This window comes from Rummeliibacillus sp. BSL5 (assembly GCF_052928305.1).
On record NZ_JAVGCV010000001.1, the window covers coordinates 387,442 to 412,926 of the forward strand.

Here is a 25,485-nt window from a genome sequence, read left to right on the forward strand (position 1 = left end):
GTAGAATATCTATAGTGGATATGGGTAATCATTTAATTATGGTGTTATTAAACTTTCAAGGTATCTCTGCATATTGTATAGATAAATACTTCACAAAAAGTTCTTATTCTCCCCCAAACAATTGACAAATGTCACATGTTTGAACAGCTGTAGACGGGTAAAATAAAGTATAAATACTTAAAACAGTGGATGGAATAAAAGGAAGTGTCATTATGGGACGAATTCAAATTGTAACAGATTCGACTGGAGAATTAACTAAAAGTGAAATTGAACTATACAATATTCATGTTGTACCGCTATCAATTCAAATAAATAATGAAACATATATAGATGGTGTTAATTTAAATCCGATTGAATTTTTAGAGAAAATGGCAGAGTCTACTGAATTGCCTAAAAGCTCTCAGCCAGCAGTAGGGGTGTTTAAAGAGTTATTTGATGAGATTGGAAAGAATGGCGATGAAGTATTAGTTATTACTATGACAGGAAGTATGAGCGGCACCGTGAAGTCTGCGGAAGCTGCAGCTACCATGACTGATACAAATGTAGTCGTTATTGATTCTCGATTTACTTCATTTGGGCTTGGCTTTCAGGTGTTAGAAGCAGCACAGATGGCTAAAGAAGGCAAAAACATGGATGAGATTCTACAAAGAATCGACTATGTGCGAGAGCATACCCACCTTTTTGTTGTAGTAGATACACTCGAAAACCTGGTTAAAGGCGGACGTATCGGAAAAGGGATGGGCATGATCGGTTCTTTATTAAACATTAAACCGATTGCCAACTTAGAGACAGGCGACTATAATCCTGTTGCGAAAGTGCGAAGTCATAAACAAGTAGTCAAATATCTAACCAATCAATACATCCAAGACACAGAGGGACGTGTTGTTCGAGGTGTTGGCATTGCACATGCGAATGGTTTAGAGATGGCAAACCCTCTAAAAACTAGGATTGAAGAGACAGGCTATCATGATGTAAAATTTGGCTATACGTCGCCAATTATTAGTACACATACAGGGCCAGGTGCAATTGGCTTTTCTTACTATACTGATTAATTTAGGCGGCAGGGAAGTTCCCTGCCTTCTTTCATTTTGAGCGACAGAGCCGATGTGAAAGGAGGGCAAAATAATGAAAAAGTGGATAGTTTATTTGCTGTCTGTTGTAATGCTCGCTGGCTGTGAAACACAGGACGCCGTGCATAATATAAAAGAAGAAACCAAAAAAATATTGGTGACACAAATGTTTAAACCCAAGGATGTCCAGTACGTAGCACTCGGGGATTCGCTAACCGAGGGAGTAGGCGATGAAGCGGAAAATGAAGGATATGTCGGTCGTTTAAAAACCGATATGGAAACATGGCAAGGCGTAAGATCTGTGACAATCCATAATGAAGCTAAAAAAGGTAGAAGAAGCGATCAACTCATTGACCAATTACAATCTGGGAAGCTTGACGATACACTGAGGAAGGCTAATATAATCACGTTGACTATTGGCGGCAATGATTTAATGAAGATTGTACGTGAACATATCACAGAATTAAAAAAGAAAGACTTTGATAAAGGAAGACCCAAATTTCAGCAGCGTTATGAGACCATAATGGAAATGATTAGGGAACGTAATCCAATAGCCCCTATCATCTTGATCGGTGTATATAATCCGTTGACGATCTTTACCAAAGAAGAGTCGGAAATGAACACGATCATGGATGAATGGAATTCTGATATTAGAGGCTTTGCGGATGATGATCCATATGCTGTTTTTGTAAATGTAGAGGATTTATTTGATACAAACGCGAATTTGGTTTATCATACTGATTTCTTTCATCCCAATGCTAGAGGGTATGATCAAATGACTGCTCGCATTATTGAAACACTTGAAGAAGAAAATCTAAAAAAACTATCACAAGGACAATTTGATTTTCAGGAGGATAGTATAGATGAATAAATGGAAAATAGCCTTTCTATTGCTCTTTACACTTGTGATTGTAGCTATTGTATCATTCTTCTATTTAATTACAAGACCGATTGATACAACGCCTAATCCAACTGTTAAGCAATTACCCAATGGCAGTCATTTAGAAGTACAAACGACCAAAAAAGATTTTGAAAATATGGCAAATCGATTGATTGAAAGTTCGATGAAAACGTCTAAAATTCCAGTCACAATGGAAGTTGATCAAGACGTCACGTTAAACAGTACATTGACCGTATTTGAAATGGAATTGCCGATTACCATGACGTTTGAACCTTCATTAGAAGAGGGTAATTTACTCTTGAAACAAAAAACTGTTGAAGTCGGCATGCTTGATATACCGCCAAATACAGCTCTCAAACTATTGAAGGACTCCGTTGATTTGCCTAGCTGGATGGTGATTCAGCCGAAAGAAGAACAAATTTATTTTAATCTTACGGATATTGATATCCCTCTTGGTGAAAACTTAATAGGGCATGTACAAGCAAAAGAATTCAATTTAGATAAGAATCGCATTATACTTGATGTAATCATTCCTACTAAATAGGGAGGGCGTAATATATGTCAACATCTATTGCAACATTTGCAGGAGGCTGTTTTTGGTGTATGGTAAAACCATTTGATGAACAGTCAGGTATTGAATCCGTCATATCAGGCTATACAGGAGGTTATGTTGAAAACCCAAGCTATGAGCAGGTATGCACAGATTTAACTGGTCACTATGAAGCAGTACAAATTACATTTGATCCAGAAGTTTATCCATATGAAAAGTTAGTTGAAACATTCTGGACGCTTATCGATCCAACCGATGCAGGCGGCCAGTTTCATGATCGAGGCAAATCCTATATGACGGCGATATTTTATCATGATGAAGATCAAAAGAGAATTGCAGAAGAGTCTAGAAAGAGACTAGAGGAATCAGGGAAATTTAATAAACCCATTGCGACGAAAATATTAGAAGCTAAAAAGTTCTATCCAGCCGAGGATTATCATCAACATTATTATAAAAAAAACCCGACTCATTACGAGCTTTATTCCATTGGGTCAGGAAGAACAGCATTTCAACAGCAAAATTGGGGGGCTCATAATGAATAAAGAGGACAAATTGAAAGAGTTAACACCGCTGCAATACCATGTTACTCAAGAAAAAGGGACAGAAGCTCCTTTCACAAATGAATATGATGAGCATTTTGAAGAAGGGATTTATGTAGACATTGTTTCTGGAGAACCGCTCTTTACGTCGAAAGACAAGTATAACTCTGGTTGTGGTTGGCCTGCATTTACTAAACCTATCAAAGAGGAACAAGTTTCCGAACATAAAGATACAAGCTTTGGTATGCAACGTATAGAAGTACGTAGTAAAGAGGGGGATTCTCATCTTGGTCACGTATTCCCAGATGGGCCGCAGGAAACAGGTGGACTTCGTTATTGCATTAACTCAGCAGCTCTTCGTTTCATCCCAAAAGAAGATTTAGCTTCTGAAGGCTATAGCGAATATGAAAAGCTGTTTGATTTATAAAAACGATATAAGAAGGCAACAGCGCAATACAGCGTTGTTGCCTTTTTGGTGTTACTTATAAATAGAAAAGAATTCTTCCGGGCTTGTGAAGATAAAGTCTGTGTCTGGGATCTGTTTACTGGATTCATTTAATTTGTTTAATAGATGTATTGTAGAAGCAAGAGATGTTTCATCCTCTTCCTCTAGTAGAAATGCAACACCGTATGCAAAAAGAGAACCCTTCACTTCATTTTGCCATTTGAGTACTCCATTTAAAATGAACTTTTTGTTTAAAAGACTAAAACAAAATTGATATTTCATCTGGGGTTGTATGGCCAAATTCATCGAAGAGATAATTTTCATACCGCCAAAGCTGATATTTTCGATGAGAATCTTGTTTGTACCTACTTCGACTTTTTCGTTTTGCATTTCTATTAAGGTCATATCTGCTTGAACGTAAGTAGGTAATTGAAAACGTATAAATGCACGCCGTTCCTGGTCAATTATAGTGAGTTTACAGGCACTACTAGGAGAAAGAGAGCCAGTTTTTAGAATTTGATAGAAATCTTTTTTTTGTAGAGGCTTTGAAAAAAGATAACCCTGTATATAATGGCAGCCATTATGGAGTAAGAATTGTAACTGTTCATATTCTTCTACACCTTCAGCCACAACAGTCATTCCCAGCTCTTTCGCTAAATGGATAATCGAAAGTATGATGCCTTTATCCACACTACCCTCACTGGTTATATGCCGTGTGAAAATTTGGTCAATCTTGATAATATCTGGTTTGAAAGTCCGGATTGACATAAGGGAAGAATAACCTGTCCCAAAGTCATCTATTGCTATTTTAATCCCTAAATCTCTTAATTGTTGAAGTGAAGACAACACATTTTTTTCATTCTGCAGAAGAGTACTTTCAGTGATTTCTAATTCGATAAATGTTGCTGAAATATCATATTGAGAAAGTAGAGTTTTTACATATTCGGCTAACCCTTTTTTCATAAAGCGTGTTGGTGAGATATTAATAGCAATTGGTTTTAAATCAATTCCCTCGTCTTTCCAGTTTTTAAGCTGGGCGCATACTTTTTCAATCACCCAATCTGTAATAGCATTTATGAGGTGGTTTTCTTCCGCTAAAGGTATAAACTCACCGGGCGAAACATATCCCCATTCAGGATGATTCCAACGTAATAGTGCCTCCGCTCCGTATATAGCACCACTGATCGGTTCAACTTGAGGCTGATAAAAAATTTCAAATTCCTCATTGTTAATCGCTTTCCGCATATCTTGATCTAAATTATATTTTTTATAAGAATGGATACTGTCTGTATATGAATATACTTGATAGTTTGCTTTACCTTGCCGTTTTGCATGATACAATGCTGAGTGCGCATTTTCCAGTAATGTTTGCTTATCTGTACCATCTATACCATAAAAGCTAATGCCAATACTTGTTGATAGATGCATTTCAAATTCCTGTATGGTTAATGGTTTTCTACTTACAGTAATAAGCATTTCAGCTAATGAGTATACCTCTTCCTTATCTTGGATTTTCCAAAGTAATACGATAAAATCATTGCTATTGAGCCTTCCGAAATAACTGTTTGGAGGCATTAGTTTACTAAAACGATTTGCAAGAGTTTTCAACGCTTCATCACCGATATGATAGCCTAAAGAATCATTTATTATATTTAACCGGTCAATATCCAAATAAAGCAAAGCAAATGGGTGTTTTCTGTTACATAAGCTTTCCATCACTTCGTAGATACTGTGCTGATTTGGTAAATTTGTAAGAGCATCATAACGTGCCAAATGGTTGATTTTCTCTTCTAGAAACTTTTCATGGGTGATATCAGTTACAAATCCAAAAAGAATTGTTGCATCTTCCTTTTCATTCGTGGTGGGGATTGTTTGCTCGAACAGCCATTTAACATCACCTGCACCATCAATTAATCGATAGGTAAACTTTGCACTTTCTCCTTTCGCGCTTTTCTCTAAGTAAGGACCGATTTCATGGTGATGACAAGGGTGGACCATATTTCTCCAGATATCTTTATCTGTATATAAAGTTTCTAATGGAATTTTTAGGATATCTTCCATTCCTTTGGAGGCAAAAATCATTATTCCCGTTTCTGCATCCCTCATCCAAATGCCAGCTGTTAGATTGTCAAAAATAAAGGCATAACGTGCTATAGTATCCTTCAGTTCCGATTCTAGCAGTTTCTCTGCTGTCTCATCTTTAATGACCCCATTTAGTTTATAAGGCTTTCCATTCTTCCATAGGACGACTGCTTTCACTTTTATGTAGCGGAGATTGCCCGTTAAGCCATGATAAATACGAAATTCAGCTGTGTAATCTTTCCCTCTAATAGCCTTTTGCACTTGATCATAAATTAATCTATAATCATCTGGATGAACTAATTTAAAGGGTTCTTCCATTTTCATGCTGGGTGTTTGTGGCAATCCAAAGAGTTTAAAAAAGTGCTTTGAGCATTTAAGACGGTCTTCAGCTATCCAATATTCAAAACTTCCAATTTCGGCTATTTGCTGAGCGTTGTTTAAATGCTTTTGGCTGGAAAGTAAGGTGTCTTTTAATTTCACTTGTTCAGTCATATCACTCATCACTAAATAGACAGCCTCTACCTTATCTTCGTAAATTAATGGGATAAATGTAAATAAGACATGAAGCGTACCATAGTTATCATTAGTAACTTCGATCTCATATCGTTGGGTATGGCCTGAGACAGCATGTAAAAATGCTGTATGTATAGTTCTGTATGATTTCTTTGCAATAGATTCAAAATCTTGTATTTCATTTATTTCCTCACCCAAGATAGGGAAAGTTTCTTTATTCTGTATAATTACCTTCCCACTGGAAGAAAGGATTAGAAAAGTATCTGGATGGTTTTCTGCTAGTGATGAAAGCATATTTAATAGAGCAAAAGTGATTGGACTTTCTTCTTGAGAAAAAGGGTTACTATTAGGTATTAAAGGTGAATTAAAATGAATTAAATTTTCGAAATTTTTATCTGCCAATTCAATCACTTCCTTCTATTTTTTATTAAATATATAAAATAGTTGATAATTATGAATTATAAGTGCAAAGAACTAAAAAGTGAATAGGTTTAAAGGCTAAAAAAGATATTTTACATGCTATATTAGTAAAAATGGCATTGCTAGCATGATATGATAGACTAGTGAAAGTAGATTCCCTTATTTCCTTAATTAGAAACGCAAAGTGTATTACTTTGCACTTGAAAATTCAACTTTCTGTGTAAATTAGAGTCGAACGGGTACAATTATGTTAAATATTCTTACTGAAACGGAGGGGAATCAAGTGAAACCTTCATTTTACCAATATGTATTAACATTTAGAGGCGGAAAAAATGATCCAAAGGCAGACTTTGCGGAAGCAGCATTTGATGATCATAGTTTTCCTAAAGCAGAGGAGGATTTCTCCGCTCTGTCGAAATATATAGAGGAAAACGATAATGACCAATTAAAAGCCACAGTTTTTGATGAGTTATGGCAATTATATGAAGAAAAATTTTCAGAATAATATTTGTCAGATGTCAGACGTTCTTGCTACAATAAGGGTGTATGTATTATAAATATTGATTATAATAATAAATGTGTTATAGTCAAAAGAAAAGGGGATACAAAATGAGTATTCATATTAATGCCAAACAAGGCGATATTGCAGAGATCGTATTACTTCCAGGAGATCCACTTCGTGCAAAATATATTGCAGAAACTTTCTTAGAAGATGTTACTCAATACAACGAAGTTCGTAATATGTTCGGCTATACAGGTACATATAAAGGCAAACGTGTTTCTGTACAAGGTACAGGCATGGGCGTACCTTCCATTGCAATTTACACAACAGAGTTAATGCAAGAGTACGGATGCCAAAAACTGATCCGTGTTGGTACTTGCGGCGCTCTAAAACGCGATGTAAAGGTTCGTGATGTGATTCTTGCTCAATCTGCTACTACAGACTCTAAAATGAATGAAATTATCTTTAAAGGCATTGATTATGCGCCAACAGCTGATTTCGATTTATTGAAAAAAGCTTACAAAGCAGGAGAAGAAGCAGGTTTACACTTGCGTGTCGGTAACGTTTATACTGCTGACCTTTTCTACGGAGAAGACAATCAAAACGAAAAATTAGCAGATTATGGCGTATTGGCAGTCGAAATGGAAACAGCTGCACTTTACACACTAGCAGCTAAATTCAACCGTCAAGCATTATCTGTTCTAACAGTATCTGACCACCTTCTAACAGGTGAAGCTACTTCATCTGAGGAACGTCAAACTACTTTCAATGACATGATGGTAGTTGCTCTTGAAGCAGCTATTCAAGACTAGTTGTAGCAACCGTTTTATAAACCATACATTTTTAATAAGTGACCAAAAGTGACCATTTTAAAAAAGTGGTTAACATTGGTCGCTTTTTTACTGCTAATAAAGTATCAAGGTTTACTTCAGCAAAATAAGGCATATTATATTTGTTGAATAGATTATCAATAATGACATGAAAAGTAGGTGAATATAATGGGGAAATATCAATTGGATACCAAAGGTCAGGCAGCTGTGACAAAGTATCACGAAAAAAATAAGCCCGCCAAATTTGATAAAAAACAGCAACTTGAAAAAATACGTGCGGAGTATTTGAAAAAGAAGCAACAACAAACTGAAAAATAATGCGAATGAAAACATAGGAGTCTACAATCTTCCTATGTTTTTGTTTTTGGATCACGCAAAAAATCCCCATAAATTTCAGCTTTAGAATAAAGATAATATTTTTGGCAAGGATTTTTACATACTTCTGAAACTATTGTGTCTAAATTACGTAGATATAGTAATTATTTGTTGATAGGAGCGCTTATTATTTTATCTTATTATTTTTTATGTGGTTTAGGTGCATTTTTAGTAATAGCTTCATTGTATTATTTTGTCCTTATGTATAGCCTTAGAGAATTTGAATGGACAATTTTAAAATTTTTTGGACTCTTTCTAATTGGTATTTTTCTCTTATGGATTACTATTCCAAGTTTAAAATCTGTATTAACGAGGGATTTTGAAGTTCTTAAAGGAAAATGTACTGTAGAAATCACATCATCAACATTTGGAAGACACACTAATGATACAACCATCAATGTGCTTGATACAGATGAACAATTTGAGTTTCAAGGGATTCCTGATCTTGATGCTTATGGTACATCCATACCTTGTTATTGTAAGGTTACAGTGACCAAAGACCACATGTGGGGAATGAAATATAAAATTTTTGATTTAAAAACGAGAAAATTATTGGAATCTCGCTTAGGTGAGTAAGGATTTTATATATTATACATATAGATAATAAATTAATGCAGATAAGGCAAAGGGCGAGTGTTTTCAATACGGCCCAAATCTTAATTTAATGATTTTATTTGATATTTAATGATAATATGTTTAGGAATAAACTTTATTAAAAAGTTAATCGTTGTTTGAAATAGGAGGAACAAAATGGCTAAAATTTATCTTGCAAGTCCATTCTTTGATGTAGATGGTAGAGAGGAAATTGTACATGTAGAAAAAGCAGAACAGGTATTAAGAGCATTAGGGCACACGGTCTTCTCACCAAGAGAAAGTCAATTACCTGAATTCGAATTTGGTTCTTTTGAATGGAGAACGTTCGTATTTAAAAACGATATGGAACACATTAAATGGGCAGATATGATATTTGGGATTATTGGAGAAAACTATGATGATACCGGTACAGCCTGGGAATTAGGCTATGCTTATGCTATGGGTAAACCTGTTTTACTGTTTAATCCAAAAGGAGAAATCATTAATTTGATGATTACTGATAGTTTACATGCTTATTTTGAAGATTGGAATGAAGTTGAAAGTTATGATTTTGACACTCTTCCAAGTAAACCTTATTTAAAAGAAGTGAAATAAAAAAGGTGAGGGCTAATGCCCTTACCTTTTTTTATTGTGAATGAACTTGCCGTTAAATATTTCAATACAATGTATAAGAATTATTTTTCTATAATAAAAATAGTTTCTAATTTAAGGAAGAGATCTAGGACCGGGAAATACAAGAAAACTTTAATGATTTCTAAATGCCTATCGTATATGAAAAAAGGATCTATGAGTAAGATTATCACAGACATTTCTAACAGTGCTTTACTACAAGAAGGAAATGGTTCTTAAAATATAGAATTTAAAGAATATGCAATAGCAAATGAAATAAAGAAAATTAAATTGAATTCAGTAGGATTACTTGGAACCAAATATACAATGATCCAAGACTTTTACAAATCAAGAATTGAAGACAATGATATAAAGGTATTAATTCCAGTTCATGAGGATATAGAACTTATAAATAAAGTGATTTATGAAGAATTATGTTTAGGGAAAATCAATCATGCGTCAAAAGAATATTTTAAAAAAGTCATCAAGAATTTAATTGATAGAGGAGCCGAAGGAATTATATTAGGATGTACAGAGATTGGATTATTAATAAAAGAAGAGGATTCCGAAGTTCCAATATTTGATACAACAGTAATTCATGCTTTTGAATCAGTTAATAAGGCAATTGGAAAGTAAAAATTTCTTCTTTATCTCATCGAATATCTTGAAAGTAGGATGGAAAAGGTGAAAAAAAATATAGCCATTAGAAAAATCAGATGAACCAATAGAATAAAACATAAATTGGTTATTTTCAGTTGCTTATCAATAGTGTAGAGCCTCTCCAAACAAATATGAACTAATTGCTAGTATTCTTAATCTTCATATATATTTTCTTAATGTACATTTTATTTTGTATAACTCTAATATTATTATTTTTCAATACAAAATCAAGAAACTTATATACCCCATAGGATTGCTCCTATAGGGTATATTTTTTAAAACTATAATCGGTTTATTGATACATATTTTTAAAATACACTACGAACTAACCCACCGTCTATTCGTAAGGCAGAGCCATTAATGGCCGAGGCAAGGGGACTGCTTAAGAAAGTAACAAAATGGGCAATTTCTTCTGGTCGGATTAATCTTTGAATGATAGAGGTTGGACGATTTTCTTTCATGAATCGAGTTTCCGCTTCTTCCATTGTCAAATTTTCGTTAGGATAAAGCGTGTTTAACATTGTTTCTACTCCTTCAGTTAGAGTGGAGCCCGGCATAACCGTATTAACTGTCACGCTCGTTCCTTTCGTTAGCTCAGCTAAACTACGAGAGAGTGAGAGCTGCATTGTTTTCGTTGCACTATAATGAGCCATTTCAAGAGATGGCATGATCGCTGCTTCACTGGCAATAAAGATGACTCTTCCTTCTTTCTTCTGAATCATTTGATTTAAGTACCAGCGCGTAAGTCGAACTCCACTCATGATATTCGTTTCGAAGAATTTAAACCATTCTTCATCAGAGATATCAAAGTATTCGGCAGGTTTAAAAATTCCTAGGTTATTAATAAGGATGTCTATCCCAGCATAGTTCTCGATAATTTTTTGGCAGCCTTGTTCTGTTCCTAGATCAGCTACTGCTGAATGAAGAATTGCATTTGGATATTTTGATTTAATTTCTTCAATAGTTTCATACACTTTTTCTTCCCGACGTCCATTAATCAGTACAGTAGCACCTTCTTCTACTAGCGACATAGCGATCGCTTTCCCAATGCCTGATGTAGATCCAGTAACTAGCGCTGTTTTTCCTTTTAAATTTAGTTGCATGTAGTTCCCTCCTAGATTATTTTCTTAGACATTAACTTATTTTTTATAGAATAAATTTTGTTTAAATTTTTCTTCGTATGGAACACTCCACATACTTTAAATACCTTAGAAAAAAGATATAGACGAATAGTAACGTCTATATCTCCTTATTTCTTATTAAAAGTCAAAGTTGTCCGGATCTGGACCAACGCGATGATCTTGATTCAAGCTATCAATTTGTTCCATATCTTCAGATGTTAACTCAAAATCAAATATTGATGCATTTTCTACAATACGGTGTTCTTTTGTTGATTTTGGAATTGTCACAATACCGTTTTGTAAGTCCCAACGTAGGATAATTTGAGCAATAGACTTATCATATTTATTGGCAATTTCCTTAAGCTCTGGGTTATCCAATAATTGACCTTGCATCAATGGAGACCAGGCTTCCAACTGAATACCATGTTCTTGACAGAATGACTTAAGATCTTTTTGAGTCAATCGTGGGTGGCATTCCACTTGGTTGATCATCGGTTTAACCTCTGCATCCTTCATTAAATCTTCAAGGTGATGAATTTGGAAATTACTCATCCCAATTGCTTTAACTCGTCCATCTTTGTAAAGAGTTTCTAAAGCTCTCCATGCATCTTTATATTTACCTTCTACAGGCCAATGAATCAAATATAGATCTAGATAATCCAATCCGAGTTTCTTAAGGCTTGTTTCGTAGGCTTCTAAAGTAGATTCATACCCTAAGTCGTCGTTCCAAACTTTCGATGTTACAAATAATTCATCTCTAGATATGCCGGCTTCTTTAAGTCCTTCACGGATTCCTTGGCCGACTCCTTCTTCATTACCATAAATAGCTGCAGTATCAATGCTCCGGTAACCATGTTTAATGGCTGTTTTAACAGCATTAACCAAATCTGGGCCTTCCTCTACTTTAAATACGCCTAGACCAAACCATGGCATTTTTACGCCGTTATACAAAGTTGTTGTATCTTGTAAGTTTTTCGCTACCATAAATAAACCTCCTGATTGTTATAAACTGAAATGGACTTAATTATATTTCGTCATACAGGAACCAACTCTGTCTTGTCAAATAACGTTTATTTATCCTGTTAAAGAGGAGAAACGTGCGGATTACATCTCTTCCCTTTAAATTAGAAAAAACACCTTATTGTTCCACATATTGCATGTTTCAAATATGTTTTCAAAGGAGCATTTATAGCACCTGTACGAACTAATAGTATTACCAACAATAAAGTTAACCATTACTCATAATGTTCGATTGTCCCACATGATTTGAACGTAAAATAATCAATAACGAATTGATAATGGTTAAAGCTTGCTGTACAAAAGCTATTATGAAATATATTCACCATAAAGAAAAGTACGTACTTATAAGTGCTATAGATACTTACAAGTTCCAATGGTACATTTTAGTGCCTATAGATTGGATCAAGATATAAGAAGTGACGTTTTAGTTTGAGGATAGAAATTTTTTAGGCTATACGAGTAAATCAAATGGATAAATGGATTAATACGTATATCATTACCCAAAAAATTCATACTAACCCATGATTGATCTGATCAATCAACTCATTTAGTCATTTATATGTTGTGTCATGCGAAAGGGGATAGAATGATGAAATATGTGAGTGCATTCATACTAAAGCTAATTATGACTGCAGCAATACTATTAATCATTAATACAGGCATTTATGGAGGAGATGTTTCAACGACTCTCTGGATTAGCCTTGTCCTTGCCATTTTTGCTTTTGTTTTGGGAGACATTCTTATCTTCACCGTCTTTAGTAAGCGCTATGCCTATGTAATGGGCAATACTATTGCCACCTTTTCGGATGCTGTTTTAGCATTCGTCATTATTTATTTCATGGGTTCAGCTTTATATGTAGAGACTGTGGATATTCTTGCCGCATCATTGTTATCCTCTATTGTACTTGGGGTAGGAGAATGGTTATTCCACAAGTATATGGAAACAAAGGTGCTTGAACCAAAACCAGTGAGTTGCAATGTATCTTTTGATTAAGTGATGTGAAAAGACTGCCAAGGAATTTTTGGCAGTCTTTTTCTTTTCGTTCGCTTTAATTCCTGCTATTATGATAGAAGGTGTGTTTTATACACTCTTAGATTGAAAGTGGTGAACGAATATGGATGATAAAACGAAGCAAGAACAAGAACAAAATGAACCACAATCAGAACAAGATGCTAATCATGGGAAAGTCACAGGAAAATACATACGTATGAAGCCATTTGCTTTCATCATGATGATCATGGTTTTGGTTCTTGGTACATCAGGTATAACGATTTTTGCGTTAACAGTTGGCGAAGATAAAGTAGTGGAAGTTCGCACACCAGCACATGGCGAATTCCAAAAGTTGTTTAATGCATACGATGAGCTATCAAAAGGTTATTACAAGAAAATTGATACAGACAAGCTAGTAAACGGTGCAGTAGACGGAATGATCAGCGCATTAGGAGATCCATATTCTGACTATATGAATAAAAAGGAAGCTTCAGCGTTTAATGAAAGCATTTCTTCTAGTTTCCAAGGCATAGGTGCTGAGGTGCAAGAGAAGGATGGCCATATTGTGGTCGTATCACCGATTAAAAACTCGCCTGCAGAGAAATCAGGCATCAAAACGAACGATATTATTAAAAAAGTAGATGGCAAATCTATTGATGGAATGACAGCATCACAAGCCGTATTATTAATTCGCGGTAAGAAGGGGACAGAGGTTACACTTGAAATCCAGCGTGGAAGTTCTAGTAAGCTAACCACTTTTAAAATCACTCGTGCAGACATTCCTGTGGAAACTGTATATGCCGAAATGATGAAAAATAAAATTGCTCATATTCAAATCACAAGCTTCTCAGATGGTACTTATAAAGAGTTGCTTAGTGCATTAGATGATATGGAAGCAAAAGGTATGAAAGGGTTGGTTCTGGATGTTCGTCAAAATCCAGGTGGCTTGGTTGAATCAGTAGAGAATATTGCAAATCTATTTGTTCCAAAAGGACAACCAATCGTACAATTCGAAGACCGTTCAGGCAATAAACAAGTCTATAAAGCAGAAGATGGCCGTAAGGTAAAAGTGCCAACAACTGTTCTTATCGATGGAGGAAGTGCATCAGCTTCTGAAATCTTAGCAGGAGCATTAAATGAGTCCTCCCATATCAAATTAGTAGGTGAAACTTCATTTGGTAAAGGGACGATGCAAACCGCTGAGAATCTACCGGACGGATCTAATCTTAAATTCACAATGGCGAAATGGTTAACACCAAAAGGTAACTGGATTCATGAAAAGGGCATAAAACCTAATGTAAAAGTGAACTATCCAAGCTATGCATCTCTTCCTTATTTGGACCCTGATAAAACCTTCAAGGAAGGTGCATTATCTGATAGCGTTAAAGTTGCTGAAAAATTACTTCAAGCTGCAGGTTATAACCCTGGTAAAATTGATGGCTTATACGATGCCTCAACGAAGTTAGCGGTGGAACAATTCCAGAAAGACAACAAGTTGAAGGAAACAGGTATTCTGAAAGGCGATACAACGTACGCATTAATGAATAAAATTCGCTTGAAAATCAAAAAAGAAGATCCACAGCTGAAAAAAGCAGCAAGCATTGTAAAAGCTGAAATGAAATAGATTAGTTAAGGAGCTGGCATTCATTTGTCAGCTCTTTTTTGAAAAGACTCTATCACTATATTTAGTAAAGATACATTTACGAACTGTTTGCCCCTTTTTGGAGGGAAATACAATCTCTGCTGAAAGAGCAGTTAAATAGAAGGAGATTTAAAATGAAAGATGTATATTTATTCAGCGGTTTCTTAGGAAGCGGCAAAACAACCTTATTAATGAATACCATTCGCCAATTGAAAGAACAGAATTTAAAACCAGCTATTATCATGAATGAGCTAGGGGCTTTAAATTTTGATTCACAAGCAATCGAGGAAAATATACCTTTAAAAGAAATGTTAAATGGATGCATTTGTTGTACAGGTGCCGAAAAAACGGAGGCACAAATTCAATCACTGTTAGCGGATTCTGAGTTTGATGTGCTTATTATAGAAACCACTGGAGCAGCTCATCCAGTCGAAGCATTAGATGCAGTCTATTCACCGCTATTTGCAAATGAGTTAAACATTAAAGGTATTGTCACTGTCGCTGATAGTAAACGTTGGTTAGAAAGAGAAGGTATGTCAATTCAAACACGTTCCTTATTTTTAGAACAGATTCGCCATGCACATTTGATTTTGGCAAATAAGATGGATTTACTGACAGAATCAGAAAGAGCGAAAGTTACTTTTGAGATGCAGAGCATTAATTCACATGCACTGATCATTCAAACAACGAATGCCTCTCTACCGATTAAATATCTTCAAAGATTACAAGCTACAGCTAGGCCGACTTCTATTCAACAAGCAAACATAGGGGAGCATCTGCATTTAGGTTCTCGTCTTGTTACTTTCAAGTCTGGGGAAAGTTTTACACAAGAAAAATTTGAAGAATGGATTAAAACGCTTCCTAATTCTGTTTATCGAATGAAGGGCTTTGTACCAATCGAAGGAATTAGAAATCCTATGCTGTTTCAGTATGCATATGGATTAACACAATGGCTTCCTGAGTATGTAAAAATGGAACCAAATCTAGTGATTATCGGAGAAAATGTGAATGAATTAGAACTGCCTAAAGCCTAAAATATTGAGATGTCAACCCTCTTAGAATAGCAATAAGGTGATAGACTTCAACTATCTTCCAAATAAAACCCTATATTACTGAGGGTTCAGCTCCTTGCTGGAGAAAGTGGCAATCCTTGGCGATTTTTTTGCTTGATTCTTCGTTTAAGCTTGGAACACGACAAGGAGGAATGCAAGATGAACAAACTAACAAAATGGGCAATCCCATTCAGCTTACTTTTAACAGCAGGAGTGCACAGCGGAGCAATAGATGCTTCAGCGAAAACTGTTACGAAAGAACATACGAAGCAAACTTCGATGTCAAATCATACATGGCATTACCAATCAACTAAATATAATACACATCGTAATATTATGTTGAATAACTGCTTTACAAATGGTACTTCAAATACGAATTCGGTAAAACCTACAACTAAGCCGAACGTAGATACAACAAAACCAAATACAGATACAACAAAACCAAATACAGATACAACAAAACCAAATACAGATACAACAAAACCAAATACAGATACAACAGCTAAGCCAGATACAGATACTACAACACCGTCAAAACCAAATACTGATGCACCAAGCAAACCATCTACAGACTCAAATGCAACATCTGCTTCTCAATTTGAAAAACAAGTCATCACATTGACTAATGCAGAACGTGCAAAAGAAGGTCTGCCTGCTTTACAAGCAGATACAAAATTGATGGGCTCTGCGAAAGCTAAATCTAAGGATATGGCAGACAAAAATTATTTCGATCATACAAGCCCAACTTACGGTTCACCATTTGACCAAATGAAATCTCTTGGTATTACGTATAAATCAGCAGGCGAAAATATTGCCAAAGGTCAAAAAACACCAGAAGAAGTAGTAAAAGCTTGGATGAATTCAGAAGGTCACCGCGCTAACATTATGAACAAAAACTATACACATATTGGTGTAGGTTATGATGCAAAAGGAAACGTCTGGACACAACAATTTATTCAAAAATAGAATAAAGTATTTGAATTGAGATCAGGGCATCCTGATTTCAAGTTAAGAGGCTCTCGGAATATTTATCATTCTGAGAGCTTTTTTATGTCTTCATAAATCAAAAACCAGCATAATATGCAACCTATATAAATAAAGGATCAGTCATTTAATGGTTGGATTTTTGTTTGAAATGTAATTTTATGTTCCATACTGAAAAAAGAAAGAATGTAAAGGTAACTAGAAGGTACCAACCATATTCATCAAGAATAAAAGAGGAGGTATTAAATGCTCCAGCTAGAATCGATGGTTGAAAAATTAAAAGCCACTTTTTATAATTCAGTTGATTTTATAGCAAGGGAAATCTCATTTCCAAAAGATCAATATGCTATTCTCTGCTACTATAGCTCGATGGCTAATAAAAAAGATGTACAAGATATATTGAATGTGTTAAAAGTGCAAACAACGTTTAATGAAAAAGACTGGGATGCAACCACCTCTTCACGAAAAGAAGCCTACAATCTAGAAACATTGGTGGATTATGTATGTCAGGGTTATACAGTACTTCTTTTATTGAATACTCAGCAAATGGTTCGTTTCTCTATGCCTAACTTGCCCCATCGTTCTCCAGATGAGCCCACAAATGAAGCTATTTTACGGGGTGCCCATGAAGGATTTGTGGAAGATACAGACGTAAACTTAGGGCTAATTCGAAAAAGAATGCGAGTACCCGATTTAATTGTAAAAAAAGTAACTATTGGAAAAGACAACAAAGCAGATATTTATTATATGTATTTAGCCCGTTTTGCTAATCAAGAAAACCTTAATGATTTAGAGCAGAAACTCAATAATATGAAAGAAAAAGCCGATGGATTATATGCTTCAGGACAATTGAATGATTTTGTTGAAGATAATCCTCTATCGCCTTTCCCTCAAATTATGAATACTGAAAGGCCAGACAGGGTATTTGCTAATCTTTCTGAGGGGAAAATTGTTATGATGTCTGACTTTTCGCCAACTGCTTATATAGCACCTGTAACATTATTTTCATTTTATCAATCGCCAGATGACTTTAATAGTCGTGTAATCGTCGGTTCATTTTATAGAATGGTTAGGGTATTTAGTTTTATTACTGCTATTTTTTTACCTGCTTTTTATATAGCCATTGTCAGCTTTCATTATGAGGTTCTTCCAATTGAATTAAGTAAAAAATTAAAGTTAGACATTAGTGAAATACCTTATCGGCCAATTTTTGAAGCTTTAATTGTCGAAATAATTATTGAGTTAATTCGAGAGGCTAGTATTCGCTTGCCACAGGCTTTGGTTCAAACAATTGGTATTGTTGGTGGTTTGGTTGTAGGAGATGTCATTATAAGTGCTGGTTTAGTCTCCAATATGGTTGTAATAGTAGTTGCATTAACTGCAATTTCTAGCTATGTTGCACCATCAGTAGAGCTTAATACGTCGGTCCGTGTATTGCGTTTTCCGTTTATGTTTGCGGCTGCATTACTAGGATTCTTTGGAATTTTAATCGGCGCACTTATTTTAGGTGTACATTTATGCAACTTAAAATCTCTGAAATCACCATATATTTATCCGATTGTTCCATTTGATCCAAAGAAAACGAAACAAATACTATTTCGTGGAAAACATACAACTTCAGGTACTCAACCTACCAGTTTTGATCCGAAAGGGAAGAAACCATGAATTTTACCATAACTAAAGTCCAATTATTTATTATGCTTTTTTTTAGAACAACGGGAATTATTTTTATTGCTTATTCAGAGGCTCTTCTGAATGCTGGCGGACGAGATGCATGGATTATGTTCTTTATTGCAGCCGCTTTTGTTTTTCTTCAATTATGTTTATACGAAAAATATCATAAATACTTCGAATTAGGGAAGATAACACGTTGGATTTATATTCTTAGCTGGCTTGCTTTACTAATATTATCTTTAGTGTATATTCAATATACTTTAAATATTTGGGTGCTTGGAAACACTCCTAATTCTGTAACATTGCTTCTAATGCTTTTAGTTTCTTATTATATCAGTGTCAGCAGGCCGTCAACCGCAGTAAATATGCCAGTTTTCATCATTCCTTTTGTCTTTGTATTTATATTTTTCCTGTTATTTGCATCACCTGAATTAAAGGTAAGTCAACTCTTTCCGATTGGCACAAGTACTGGGCACCAATGGATTATGGGTACGCTATATGGTTTAGCTTCCTTTACTGGTTTAGAAGGTTATTTAGTATTAAGGAAACATGTACTGACAGAAGACAAAATGCGTTTTAAAGATATTCTAATTTATCAAACTGTCATAACTTTATTTTCTGGCTTCTTATTATTAGTAGTAAAAATGTATTTTGCACCGGCTTCATTACCTTATATAACTGAACCTACCTTATATATTTTGAAATCCATTGAAGTTACGTTTGTTAAAAGACTCGATATTTTCTTTTTGTATATATGGCTAGGTTGGAGTCTCATTTCGTTTAGCTTGATTGTATTTAACATTCGAGTTGCTTATTTCCAAGTGCAAAGGAAGAATCAGAAATTTCCTATGGCAGTATTGCATATTTTGATTTTTTTCGGAAGCTTAGCTTTTTTGAATATAAGGTCTGTAGAATTTATTAGAGCTCATTTCCAATATATTTATATTCCTTTTACTGTTATTTTACCGATCTTGATTATTTGGAAAAATAAAAGGAGGGAAGCAAAATGCGCAAAATGATTATCTTTCTTCTTTTAGCTTCTGTTTTACTTAGTGGATGCTGGGACCAACGTTTGTATAAAGAGCTCTCTGTTATTTCTGTAGTAGGGGTAGATGGCAGCATTGGAGATATAAAAGCCTACTATGCATACCCTAGTTCAAGTAGTGACCCAACAAAATATATAGTGCTTGAAGGAGTAGGGAAAACAGCTAGAGAAGTAAGGATGAATGCAAATAAAAAAACTGAGCAAACAATGGATATAGCTGAATTGACTACTATATTAGTTAGTGAAGATACGGCTAAGAAGGATTTATATTCTTTATTGGACGTATATTATCGATCTGCTGAGAGTCCAATGACAGCAAAAGTAGTAATTACCGATGGCTCGACAAAAAAGTTCTTAGAACTTAAAGAAAACTTACCAAAAGAGATTGGGGAGTACTATTTAGATTTTATTCAATCATTTGAAAAATCCTCAATATATCCTGTAACTAATTTAGAAATCGCGGCAAATCAGATGTTTGGTGAGGGTAGAGATCTTGCATTACCATACCTAAAAGCGAGTGGTGATAAAGGGCTTCCCGAAGGAGAAGGTATTGCATTATTTAATGGTAAAAATTATACAGGTGAGCACCTTACAATGAGAGAATCCACTTTTGCAACATTAATGGGATATGGGAAATCAGATATTATTGAGTTGGCATATCTAATGAAGAAAGATGGAAAAGATATATCAGTAGGGTTTAATGCCATTAGATTTAAGAAGAATATGAAAGTAACACAGGTTGGTAATAACATTAAAGTGAATTATAATATTTATATGCCGATTGTTATGACTGAATATCCGCCGGACCATTTAGATCGTAAGCAAAAAAGAAAAGAGTTAGAGAAGTATATAGAAGGCAGAGTTGAGAAAGATATAGCTAGGATGTTTAAAAGAAGCCAGGAAGCGTCTTCAGATGTAGTAGGAATAGGTGAAGATATCAGAGCATATCATCCGAACTTATGGAGAGAAGGCAAATGGAAGGAAATATATAAAGACATTAAGATAGAAGCAAAAGTAAAGGTTAAAATCGTGCGTAGTGGAAGTATTAGATAATTGTAGTGGGAGTTACCGTCATGGTGGATGGAACTCCCTTTTTAAATGTGTAATTGTTATAAACTTTATGCATTCTCCATCTTGCGCTGTACAAACCGAAGTCGAATACTTAATGTGACAGCACCCATAGCCAGCCCTGCAATTAAACCAATCCAGTAACCATAAGGGCCAAGGTTCGTCATATTTGCTAGTAATATACCGACAGGCAAGCCGATGATCCAATAAGAGACGAGTGCCATAATGAATGTAATGGTGACATCTTTATATCCTCGCAGTGCTCCTTGGATAGGTGCTTGGATGGCGTCTGAAAGCTGGAAGAAAGCAGCATATGTTAAGAAATGGCCAGCGAGTCTTATTACTTGATCATCATTGCTGTACACGCTAGCTATATGACCTTTGAATATAAGTAAAACAGTAAGAGAAATCATACAAAAAGTAACCGCAGTAATTGTACATAAACGACTATATGTTTTGGCATCTTGAAATCTCTTGGCGCCTGCTTCAAATCCAACCAAGATTGTCGCACCCATCGAGATACTAAGCGGAATCATATAAAGAAGACTGGCGAAGTTCATAGCGATCTGGTGTGCGCCGATTACTTCTGTACTATATTTGCTCATCATCATTGTGACGACAGAAAAAATACTGCTTTCTGCAAATATAGCTAAACCTATCGGCAAGCCAAGCTTAACAATTTCAAATGCTTTGGTTGGGTTTGGCCTAGGTAATTTTGAAAAAAGTGAAAAACCTACAAACGGTGTCTTTTTCATTGTAATAATGATGGCAGCACCACAGATTAGCCAATAGGTAATCGCAGATGCTACACCCGAGCCAACGCCACCCAATTCGGGGAATCCTAAATGTCCGAATATGAATAAATAGTTAAAAACAATATTAATGGGTGCTGCCATCAATGTAATTAACATGCTGACTCTCGTTTGACCGAGTGCATCAATGAAGCATCGCAATACACTGTATATGAATAAAGGTAATAAACCAAAGCACATGGCGATTAAATAATGGTAGGCCACGCGGTAAACATCTGGCTCAAGTGACATGCCTTTCAATAATGGTTTTAAGCTAAGCGTTAGTCCAGTAAAGATAATAATGGCTAACAGAATCGCTACATAAAAACCTTGTTTAACAGTAGCAGATGCTTCTTTCTCTCTTTTTGCACCTACAAATTGTGCTACAATAGGTGTGATTGATGTTAAGATGCCTGATAAACCAGTATAAACAGGAAGCCAAATAGAAGAACCAATTGATACGCCAGCTAAATCTTGTGTACTGTATTTACCAGACATCAATACATCGAAAAATGACATGAGGTATAATGCCACTTGGGTAATTAAAATTGGCAGCACGATGGTCGACATTTTCTTCCATTTCGTGCCTACTTTTGTTGTTTCATGCATTTTGTTCAACTCCATTGAATATGAATGTTTCTAAAAGGGAAAAAGACGTTGATTTACTTTAAGGAGATTTAATATGACAAATCAGACAGTAATTTTAACGGGCGGGGGCACCGCAGGCCACGTCTCGCTCAATCAAGCAATCATACCATCTTTTCTAGAAAAAGGCTATGAGGTTCACTATATAGGTTCAAAAGAAGGGATAGAAAAAGAGATTATTGATCAGGCATTTCCCAACTTGCCTTATCATCCGATATCTAGCGGTAAATTAAGACGCTATTTCTCAATGAAAAACTTTACGGATCCCTTCCGTGTATTAGCAGGAATTTCGCAGGCCTTGTCTATTATGAGGCGCGTAAAGCCAGTAGTAGTATTTTCAAAAGGCGGCTTCGTGTCGGTGCCGGTTGTGATGGCGGCTAAAATGTCAGGCATTCCAGTTATCGCACATGAATCTGACGTAACACCAGGCCTTGCCAATAAATTGGCTTTGCCATTCGCTTCACATATCTTCACTGTTTTCAAACAAACATTAAAACATTTACCTGCAGAGAAATCGGCATGTACAGGTTCTATCATACGTCCTGCTTTATTTGAAGGAAGCAAGGAGAGGGGCCTACAATTATGTGGGTTTGTGGCAGATAAAGAGACCATTATGATTATGGGGGGGAGCCAAGGCTCTAAGTTCATTAATGATGCGGTTCGTGCCAATTTAGTGGAACTTCTAAAGAAGTACAATATCATCCATCTATGTGGTAAGGGGCATATCGATACAGCACTAGTTGACTTGCCATCTTATAAACAGTTTGAATATGTAACAACTGAATTGCCAGATTTACTACATGCAACTGATTATGTAGTATCTAGAGCAGGGTCTAACTCTATCTTTGAATTTTTGGCACTTCAAAAACCGATGCTATTAATCCCTCTTTCTTTAGAAAAATCTCGCGGTGATCAGATTTTAAATGCCAAACTGTTCTTTGAACAAGGATTAGCCGAAGTACTGCAAGAAGAAGAGGTCAATCAACAAAGCTTCTTAAAAGCGCTTCAATTGTTAGAAAAACATAGTGATTCGCTAATCAAAAATATGCAGGAAGCAGAATCTCCAAAAACACCAGATGAAATGGTGGATCTGATACTTCAATATGCAAAAACGAAATAAGATACTCAGGCAAGGAAATTCAAAGGAATAATTTCTGTAGTAATATTAAAAGCCCCTCATTCTATATAGAATAGAGGGGCTTTTGTTGGCAATACCGGTAATTTACATGGCTTGTTCTGTAGACTCGCCATTTCGGGTAGCCATATATAAATAAAAGGTATCTTTTTGGATTTTGAATAACTCAAATTGTTTCTCACCTTGATTAATTTCCTTATATAGAGATGGGTGGCTTTCTTTAGCATCTACAGCATAACCTAGCTTTAATGCAGCACGAATTGATTTAGTATTTTCTTTGCGGATTTTTAAGAACACACATTGAAAATCGAGTTCAAAAAATAACTCTTCTAAAAACAATTCTTTCGCCTTTTGATTATAGCCTTTACCCTGATAAGGTACGCCTATCCATGTTCCTAAGAAGCCTGCGCCATCTTGCACATCATACAAGGTAATGCTGCCAATCGGTTGGCCCCAATCGTCTAAAATCGTGCGAGAAACTACTTTACCGTTTTCTTCATCTTCCATAAGCTGGTTTGTCATAAACCAGAATTCATCGGCTGTCTTAGCCTTTTGACGAACAAAAGGGAAGACAGATGGGTGACTTAACAACTCAAAAAGCTCATTACATTCTTGTAATTCACGTCGCTTAATCATATTGAACGCCTCCTTTTGGGGGTGAACATCGAAAACCCAGTTCTAGCCCCAACGAAATTTTTCATTTAATGTTGCATAAAAAATTTCGGGGTGGGAATCGAACCCACTAGAACCAGCGATCACTGGTGGCGCACCATTTGCCTTCCCTATTGATTCTATATATTATAGACTCATTTATGAAATTATTTTGCTCTTTAACTATACTAAGATTTGCGCAAATTGCAAAGAAAAAAATACAGTTTTTAATAAAAAATTTGAACAAAAAATGATAATTGTGAACAGCGTTTTTTTGCTGGAGGGAAACATAATTTTGGATGAAAAGTATAGTAGTATTCCCTTATTTTCTTTAATATTCACTTAATTATGGAAAATTAATATGAATTGCGTATAATATAGAGTTAAGAATAGATAGTTTTTACTATAATGACCTATGTTTTTACTGATTATTTGTATAATGTAGCTCATGCTTAAGGAGTTTTGCAAGAATTATTCAATAAAATATGAGCATTCAATTATGTTTATAAAAAAGCAAATAATGTTGTACTAGTGTCCTATGGCTGCTTGTACAATTAAATATTAGACTTACATGAAAAGAGGGGACCAAATATGATTTTAGACATTCAAAAAGTCCACGGTTCAGGAAATACTTTTTATTTATATGAAACTAAAAATGATAAAGAACTAGATTGGGCAAATTTAGCTATCTGGCTTTGCGACAAAGATATAGAAGATGGCGCAGATGGACTGCTCTTAGTGTCGCCATCTTCTAACGCATTAGCCAAAATGAGAGTATTTAACGCAGATGGCACAGAAGCATCAATGTGCGGCAATGGACTTCGATGTGTTGCACGCTATGTATTAGAAAAACACAATCTCCCTGAAGGACAAATTGAAACGATGAAAGCTATTTTACATGTTGCAAAAGAACAGCCTTTAGCGGAAGGAATTCCTACGTACAGTGTAGAAATTTCACCTGTTTCCTTCGAACTCACTTCACTTCCAATGAATTATGATAACAAAACAACTCTTATTAATGAGGTCAATGTTGCTCTTGACGAGCAGCTACAATTTACAGCCATTTCAGTGCCAAATCCACATTTAATTTCCTTTGTTCCAAAAGATTTAATAGCCACTTCATCACATCAAGAGAAAGTGGCATCCTTTTTAAATGGTCCAAATCGTATTTGTCCAGATGGCGTAAATGTGAGTTATGTATATACAATGGGACCTGACGAGATATATGTACGCACTTTTGAAAGGGGAGTAGGCTTTACAAATGCTTGTGGCACGGCGATGACTGCTTCAGCTTTAGTATCTCGCCTACTGAATTACACATCCAAAGAAAAAATTACTGTCATGAATCCAGGTGGGTTCGTCCAATGTATGGTCGGCATAAAACAAGATGATCAATATAATTTAAGGTTAATAGGTAACGCAACGATTACTGCATTATATACGTTAAAGTCTGAAGGCGCTCATTATTCATTTGAAAGCAAAGAAGAGTCAGCTGAACAGCTCGCCTATCTAAAACTTAGCCATGAAGCGAAGGAAAAACACAAGACATTATTTGGCGTTTGATGTTTGATGAGGA

24 protein-coding genes and 1 pseudogene are annotated in these 25,485 nt (G+C 35.4%); 19 read left to right on the forward strand and 6 right to left on the reverse strand.

Annotated features, from left to right (window positions below; genetic code table 11):
* The first annotated feature begins 212 nt into the window (after window positions 1–212).
* From RCJ93_RS01965 to msrB, 5 genes are all read left to right on the forward strand, one after another.
* Window positions 213–1,052: a DegV family protein gene (locus tag RCJ93_RS01965; RefSeq protein WP_446738236.1), complete on the forward strand. Its 840-nt coding sequence runs from the start codon at window positions 213–215 to the stop codon at window positions 1,050–1,052.
* A gap of 73 nt (window positions 1,053–1,125) precedes the next feature.
* Window positions 1,126–1,941, forward strand: a complete 816-nt coding sequence (locus tag RCJ93_RS01970; RefSeq protein ID WP_446738237.1) for a GDSL-type esterase/lipase family protein — start codon at window positions 1,126–1,128, stop codon at window positions 1,939–1,941.
* A complete protein-coding gene (locus tag RCJ93_RS01975) occupies window positions 1,934–2,515 on the forward strand; it encodes a YpmS family protein (protein WP_066788105.1) in 582 nt (193 codons plus the stop codon). The genes RCJ93_RS01970 and RCJ93_RS01975 overlap by 8 nt, the downstream gene beginning before the upstream one ends.
* Window positions 2,516–2,529: 14 nt before the next feature.
* Entirely contained in the window at window positions 2,530–3,063 is a 534-nt protein-coding gene (msrA, locus tag RCJ93_RS01980) for a peptide-methionine (S)-S-oxide reductase MsrA (RefSeq protein WP_446738238.1), read from the forward strand.
* Window positions 3,056–3,487, forward strand: coding sequence for a peptide-methionine (R)-S-oxide reductase MsrB (msrB, locus tag RCJ93_RS01985; RefSeq protein WP_446738239.1), 432 nt, complete (start codon window positions 3,056–3,058; stop codon window positions 3,485–3,487). Before msrA ends, msrB begins: the two co-directional genes overlap by 8 nt.
* Window positions 3,488–3,538: 51 nt before the next feature.
* Here the strand turns inward: msrB and RCJ93_RS01990 are convergent, their stop codons facing one another.
* Entirely contained in the window at window positions 3,539–6,502 is a 2,964-nt protein-coding gene (locus RCJ93_RS01990) for an EAL domain-containing protein (protein WP_446738240.1), read from the reverse strand.
* A 301-nt stretch (window positions 6,503–6,803) separates the two neighbouring features.
* Here RCJ93_RS01990 and RCJ93_RS01995 point away from each other — a divergent pair, with 301 nt between their 5' ends.
* Window positions 6,804–7,025, forward strand: a complete 222-nt coding sequence (locus RCJ93_RS01995) for a YozE family protein (RefSeq protein WP_066791881.1) — start codon at window positions 6,804–6,806, stop codon at window positions 7,023–7,025.
* 104 nt (window positions 7,026–7,129) lie between these two features.
* Window positions 7,130–7,834, forward strand: coding sequence for a purine-nucleoside phosphorylase (gene deoD / locus RCJ93_RS02000; RefSeq protein ID WP_150284604.1), 705 nt, complete (start codon window positions 7,130–7,132; stop codon window positions 7,832–7,834).
* A 31-nt stretch (window positions 7,835–7,865) separates the two neighbouring features.
* Here deoD and RCJ93_RS02005 read toward each other — a convergent pair whose 3' ends face one another.
* Window positions 7,866–8,225 (reverse strand): hypothetical protein, encoded by a 360-nt coding sequence (locus RCJ93_RS02005; protein ID WP_446738976.1) that lies wholly within the window; start codon window positions 8,223–8,225, stop codon window positions 7,866–7,868.
* 80 nt (window positions 8,226–8,305) lie between these two features.
* On the opposite strand from RCJ93_RS02005, the gene RCJ93_RS02010 reads away from it, so the two are divergent.
* From RCJ93_RS02010 to RCJ93_RS02020, 3 genes and pseudogenes are all read left to right on the forward strand, one after another.
* The gene (locus RCJ93_RS02010) at window positions 8,306–8,803 is read left to right on the forward strand and encodes a hypothetical protein (RefSeq protein WP_150284603.1); all 498 of its coding nucleotides are present in this window, start codon (window positions 8,306–8,308) and stop codon (window positions 8,801–8,803) included.
* A gap of 174 nt (window positions 8,804–8,977) precedes the next feature.
* Window positions 8,978–9,415 (forward strand): nucleoside 2-deoxyribosyltransferase, encoded by a 438-nt coding sequence (locus RCJ93_RS02015; RefSeq protein WP_147196864.1) that lies wholly within the window; start codon window positions 8,978–8,980, stop codon window positions 9,413–9,415.
* 276 nt (window positions 9,416–9,691) lie between these two features.
* Window positions 9,692–10,066: pseudogene (locus RCJ93_RS02020) on the forward strand (aspartate/glutamate racemase family protein); the annotation flags it as partial.
* Window positions 10,067–10,398: 332 nt separating this feature from the next.
* Here RCJ93_RS02020 and RCJ93_RS02025 read toward each other — a convergent pair.
* Together RCJ93_RS02025 and RCJ93_RS02030 are read right to left on the reverse strand one after the other, a co-directional pair.
* Window positions 10,399–11,193, reverse strand: a complete 795-nt coding sequence (locus RCJ93_RS02025) for an SDR family NAD(P)-dependent oxidoreductase (RefSeq protein WP_150284601.1) — start codon at window positions 11,191–11,193, stop codon at window positions 10,399–10,401.
* A 156-nt stretch (window positions 11,194–11,349) separates the two neighbouring features.
* Window positions 11,350–12,195, reverse strand: a complete 846-nt coding sequence (locus tag RCJ93_RS02030) for an aldo/keto reductase (RefSeq protein WP_446738241.1) — start codon at window positions 12,193–12,195, stop codon at window positions 11,350–11,352.
* A 625-nt stretch (window positions 12,196–12,820) separates the two neighbouring features.
* Here RCJ93_RS02030 and RCJ93_RS02035 point away from each other — a divergent pair.
* From RCJ93_RS02035 to RCJ93_RS02065, 7 genes are all read left to right on the forward strand, one after another.
* Window positions 12,821–13,225 carry a DUF2512 family protein gene (locus tag RCJ93_RS02035; RefSeq protein WP_190323429.1) on the forward strand — a complete coding sequence of 135 codons (405 nt, stop codon included), beginning with the start codon at window positions 12,821–12,823 and terminating at the stop codon, window positions 13,223–13,225.
* A gap of 121 nt (window positions 13,226–13,346) precedes the next feature.
* Entirely contained in the window at window positions 13,347–14,846 is a 1,500-nt protein-coding gene (locus tag RCJ93_RS02040; RefSeq protein WP_150284598.1) for a lmo1851 family serine protease, read from the forward strand.
* A gap of 152 nt (window positions 14,847–14,998) precedes the next feature.
* Window positions 14,999–15,898, forward strand: coding sequence for a CobW family GTP-binding protein (locus RCJ93_RS02045; protein WP_150284597.1), 900 nt, complete (start codon window positions 14,999–15,001; stop codon window positions 15,896–15,898).
* Between the two features lie 177 nt (window positions 15,899–16,075).
* Entirely contained in the window at window positions 16,076–16,882 is an 807-nt protein-coding gene (locus RCJ93_RS02050) for a CAP domain-containing protein (RefSeq protein WP_150284596.1), read from the forward strand.
* A 264-nt stretch (window positions 16,883–17,146) separates the two neighbouring features.
* A complete protein-coding gene (locus tag RCJ93_RS02055; protein ID WP_150284595.1) occupies window positions 17,147–18,565 on the forward strand; it encodes a spore germination protein in 1,419 nt (472 codons plus the stop codon).
* Window positions 18,562–19,593, forward strand: coding sequence for a GerAB/ArcD/ProY family transporter (locus tag RCJ93_RS02060; RefSeq protein ID WP_150284594.1), 1,032 nt, complete (start codon window positions 18,562–18,564; stop codon window positions 19,591–19,593). The genes RCJ93_RS02055 and RCJ93_RS02060 overlap by 4 nt, the downstream gene beginning before the upstream one ends.
* On the forward strand, window positions 19,581–20,672 hold the full coding sequence (locus RCJ93_RS02065) for a Ger(x)C family spore germination protein (RefSeq protein WP_150284593.1): 1,092 nt from the start codon (window positions 19,581–19,583) through the stop codon (window positions 20,670–20,672). Before RCJ93_RS02060 ends, RCJ93_RS02065 begins: the two co-directional genes overlap by 13 nt.
* A 65-nt stretch (window positions 20,673–20,737) precedes the next feature.
* Here the strand turns inward: RCJ93_RS02065 and RCJ93_RS02070 are convergent, their stop codons facing one another.
* Entirely contained in the window at window positions 20,738–22,087 is a 1,350-nt protein-coding gene (locus RCJ93_RS02070) for an MATE family efflux transporter (RefSeq protein WP_150284592.1), read from the reverse strand.
* Between the two features lie 73 nt (window positions 22,088–22,160).
* Here RCJ93_RS02070 and RCJ93_RS02075 point away from each other — a divergent pair, with 73 nt between their 5' ends.
* A complete protein-coding gene (locus RCJ93_RS02075; protein ID WP_150284591.1) occupies window positions 22,161–23,243 on the forward strand; it encodes an undecaprenyldiphospho-muramoylpentapeptide beta-N-acetylglucosaminyltransferase in 1,083 nt (360 codons plus the stop codon).
* 102 nt (window positions 23,244–23,345) lie between these two features.
* Here the strand turns inward: RCJ93_RS02075 and RCJ93_RS02080 are convergent, their stop codons facing one another.
* On the reverse strand, window positions 23,346–23,894 hold the full coding sequence (locus RCJ93_RS02080; protein ID WP_066787918.1) for a GNAT family N-acetyltransferase: 549 nt from the start codon (window positions 23,892–23,894) through the stop codon (window positions 23,346–23,348).
* 606 nt (window positions 23,895–24,500) lie between these two features.
* Between RCJ93_RS02080 and dapF the strand changes: the two genes are divergently transcribed.
* Complete coding sequence (dapF, locus tag RCJ93_RS02085) at window positions 24,501–25,472, forward strand: diaminopimelate epimerase (protein ID WP_150284590.1); 972 nt, start codon at window positions 24,501–24,503, stop codon at window positions 25,470–25,472.
* The last annotated feature ends 13 nt before the right edge of the window (window positions 25,473–25,485 follow it).

Coding starts and splice junctions, on each gene's coding strand:
- RCJ93_RS01965 (WP_446738236.1), top strand. CDS start 213: ATGGGACGAATTCAAATTGTAACAGATTCGACTGGAGAATTAACTAAA.
- RCJ93_RS01970 (WP_446738237.1), top strand. CDS start 1,126: ATGAAAAAGTGGATAGTTTATTTGCTGTCTGTTGTAATGCTCGCTGGC.
- RCJ93_RS01975 (WP_066788105.1), top strand. CDS start 1,934: ATGAATAAATGGAAAATAGCCTTTCTATTGCTCTTTACACTTGTGATT.
- msrA (WP_446738238.1), top strand. CDS start 2,530: ATGTCAACATCTATTGCAACATTTGCAGGAGGCTGTTTTTGGTGTATG.
- msrB (WP_446738239.1), top strand. CDS start 3,056: ATGAATAAAGAGGACAAATTGAAAGAGTTAACACCGCTGCAATACCAT.
- deoD (WP_150284604.1), top strand. CDS start 7,130: ATGAGTATTCATATTAATGCCAAACAAGGCGATATTGCAGAGATCGTA.
- RCJ93_RS02015 (WP_147196864.1), top strand. CDS start 8,978: ATGGCTAAAATTTATCTTGCAAGTCCATTCTTTGATGTAGATGGTAGA.
- RCJ93_RS02025 (WP_150284601.1), bottom strand. CDS start 11,193: ATGCAACTAAATTTAAAAGGAAAAACAGCGCTAGTTACTGGATCTACA.
- RCJ93_RS02030 (WP_446738241.1), bottom strand. CDS start 12,195: ATGGTAGCGAAAAACTTACAAGATACAACAACTTTGTATAACGGCGTA.
- RCJ93_RS02035 (WP_190323429.1), top strand. CDS start 12,821: ATGAAATATGTGAGTGCATTCATACTAAAGCTAATTATGACTGCAGCA.
- RCJ93_RS02040 (WP_150284598.1), top strand. CDS start 13,347: ATGGATGATAAAACGAAGCAAGAACAAGAACAAAATGAACCACAATCA.
- RCJ93_RS02045 (WP_150284597.1), top strand. CDS start 14,999: ATGAAAGATGTATATTTATTCAGCGGTTTCTTAGGAAGCGGCAAAACA.
- RCJ93_RS02050 (WP_150284596.1), top strand. CDS start 16,076: ATGAACAAACTAACAAAATGGGCAATCCCATTCAGCTTACTTTTAACA.
- RCJ93_RS02055 (WP_150284595.1), top strand. CDS start 17,147: ATGCTCCAGCTAGAATCGATGGTTGAAAAATTAAAAGCCACTTTTTAT.
- RCJ93_RS02060 (WP_150284594.1), top strand. CDS start 18,562: ATGAATTTTACCATAACTAAAGTCCAATTATTTATTATGCTTTTTTTT.
- RCJ93_RS02065 (WP_150284593.1), top strand. CDS start 19,581: ATGCGCAAAATGATTATCTTTCTTCTTTTAGCTTCTGTTTTACTTAGT.
- RCJ93_RS02070 (WP_150284592.1), bottom strand. CDS start 22,087: ATGCATGAAACAACAAAAGTAGGCACGAAATGGAAGAAAATGTCGACC.
- RCJ93_RS02075 (WP_150284591.1), top strand. CDS start 22,161: ATGACAAATCAGACAGTAATTTTAACGGGCGGGGGCACCGCAGGCCAC.
- RCJ93_RS02080 (WP_066787918.1), bottom strand. CDS start 23,894: ATGATTAAGCGACGTGAATTACAAGAATGTAATGAGCTTTTTGAGTTG.
- dapF (WP_150284590.1), top strand. CDS start 24,501: ATGATTTTAGACATTCAAAAAGTCCACGGTTCAGGAAATACTTTTTAT.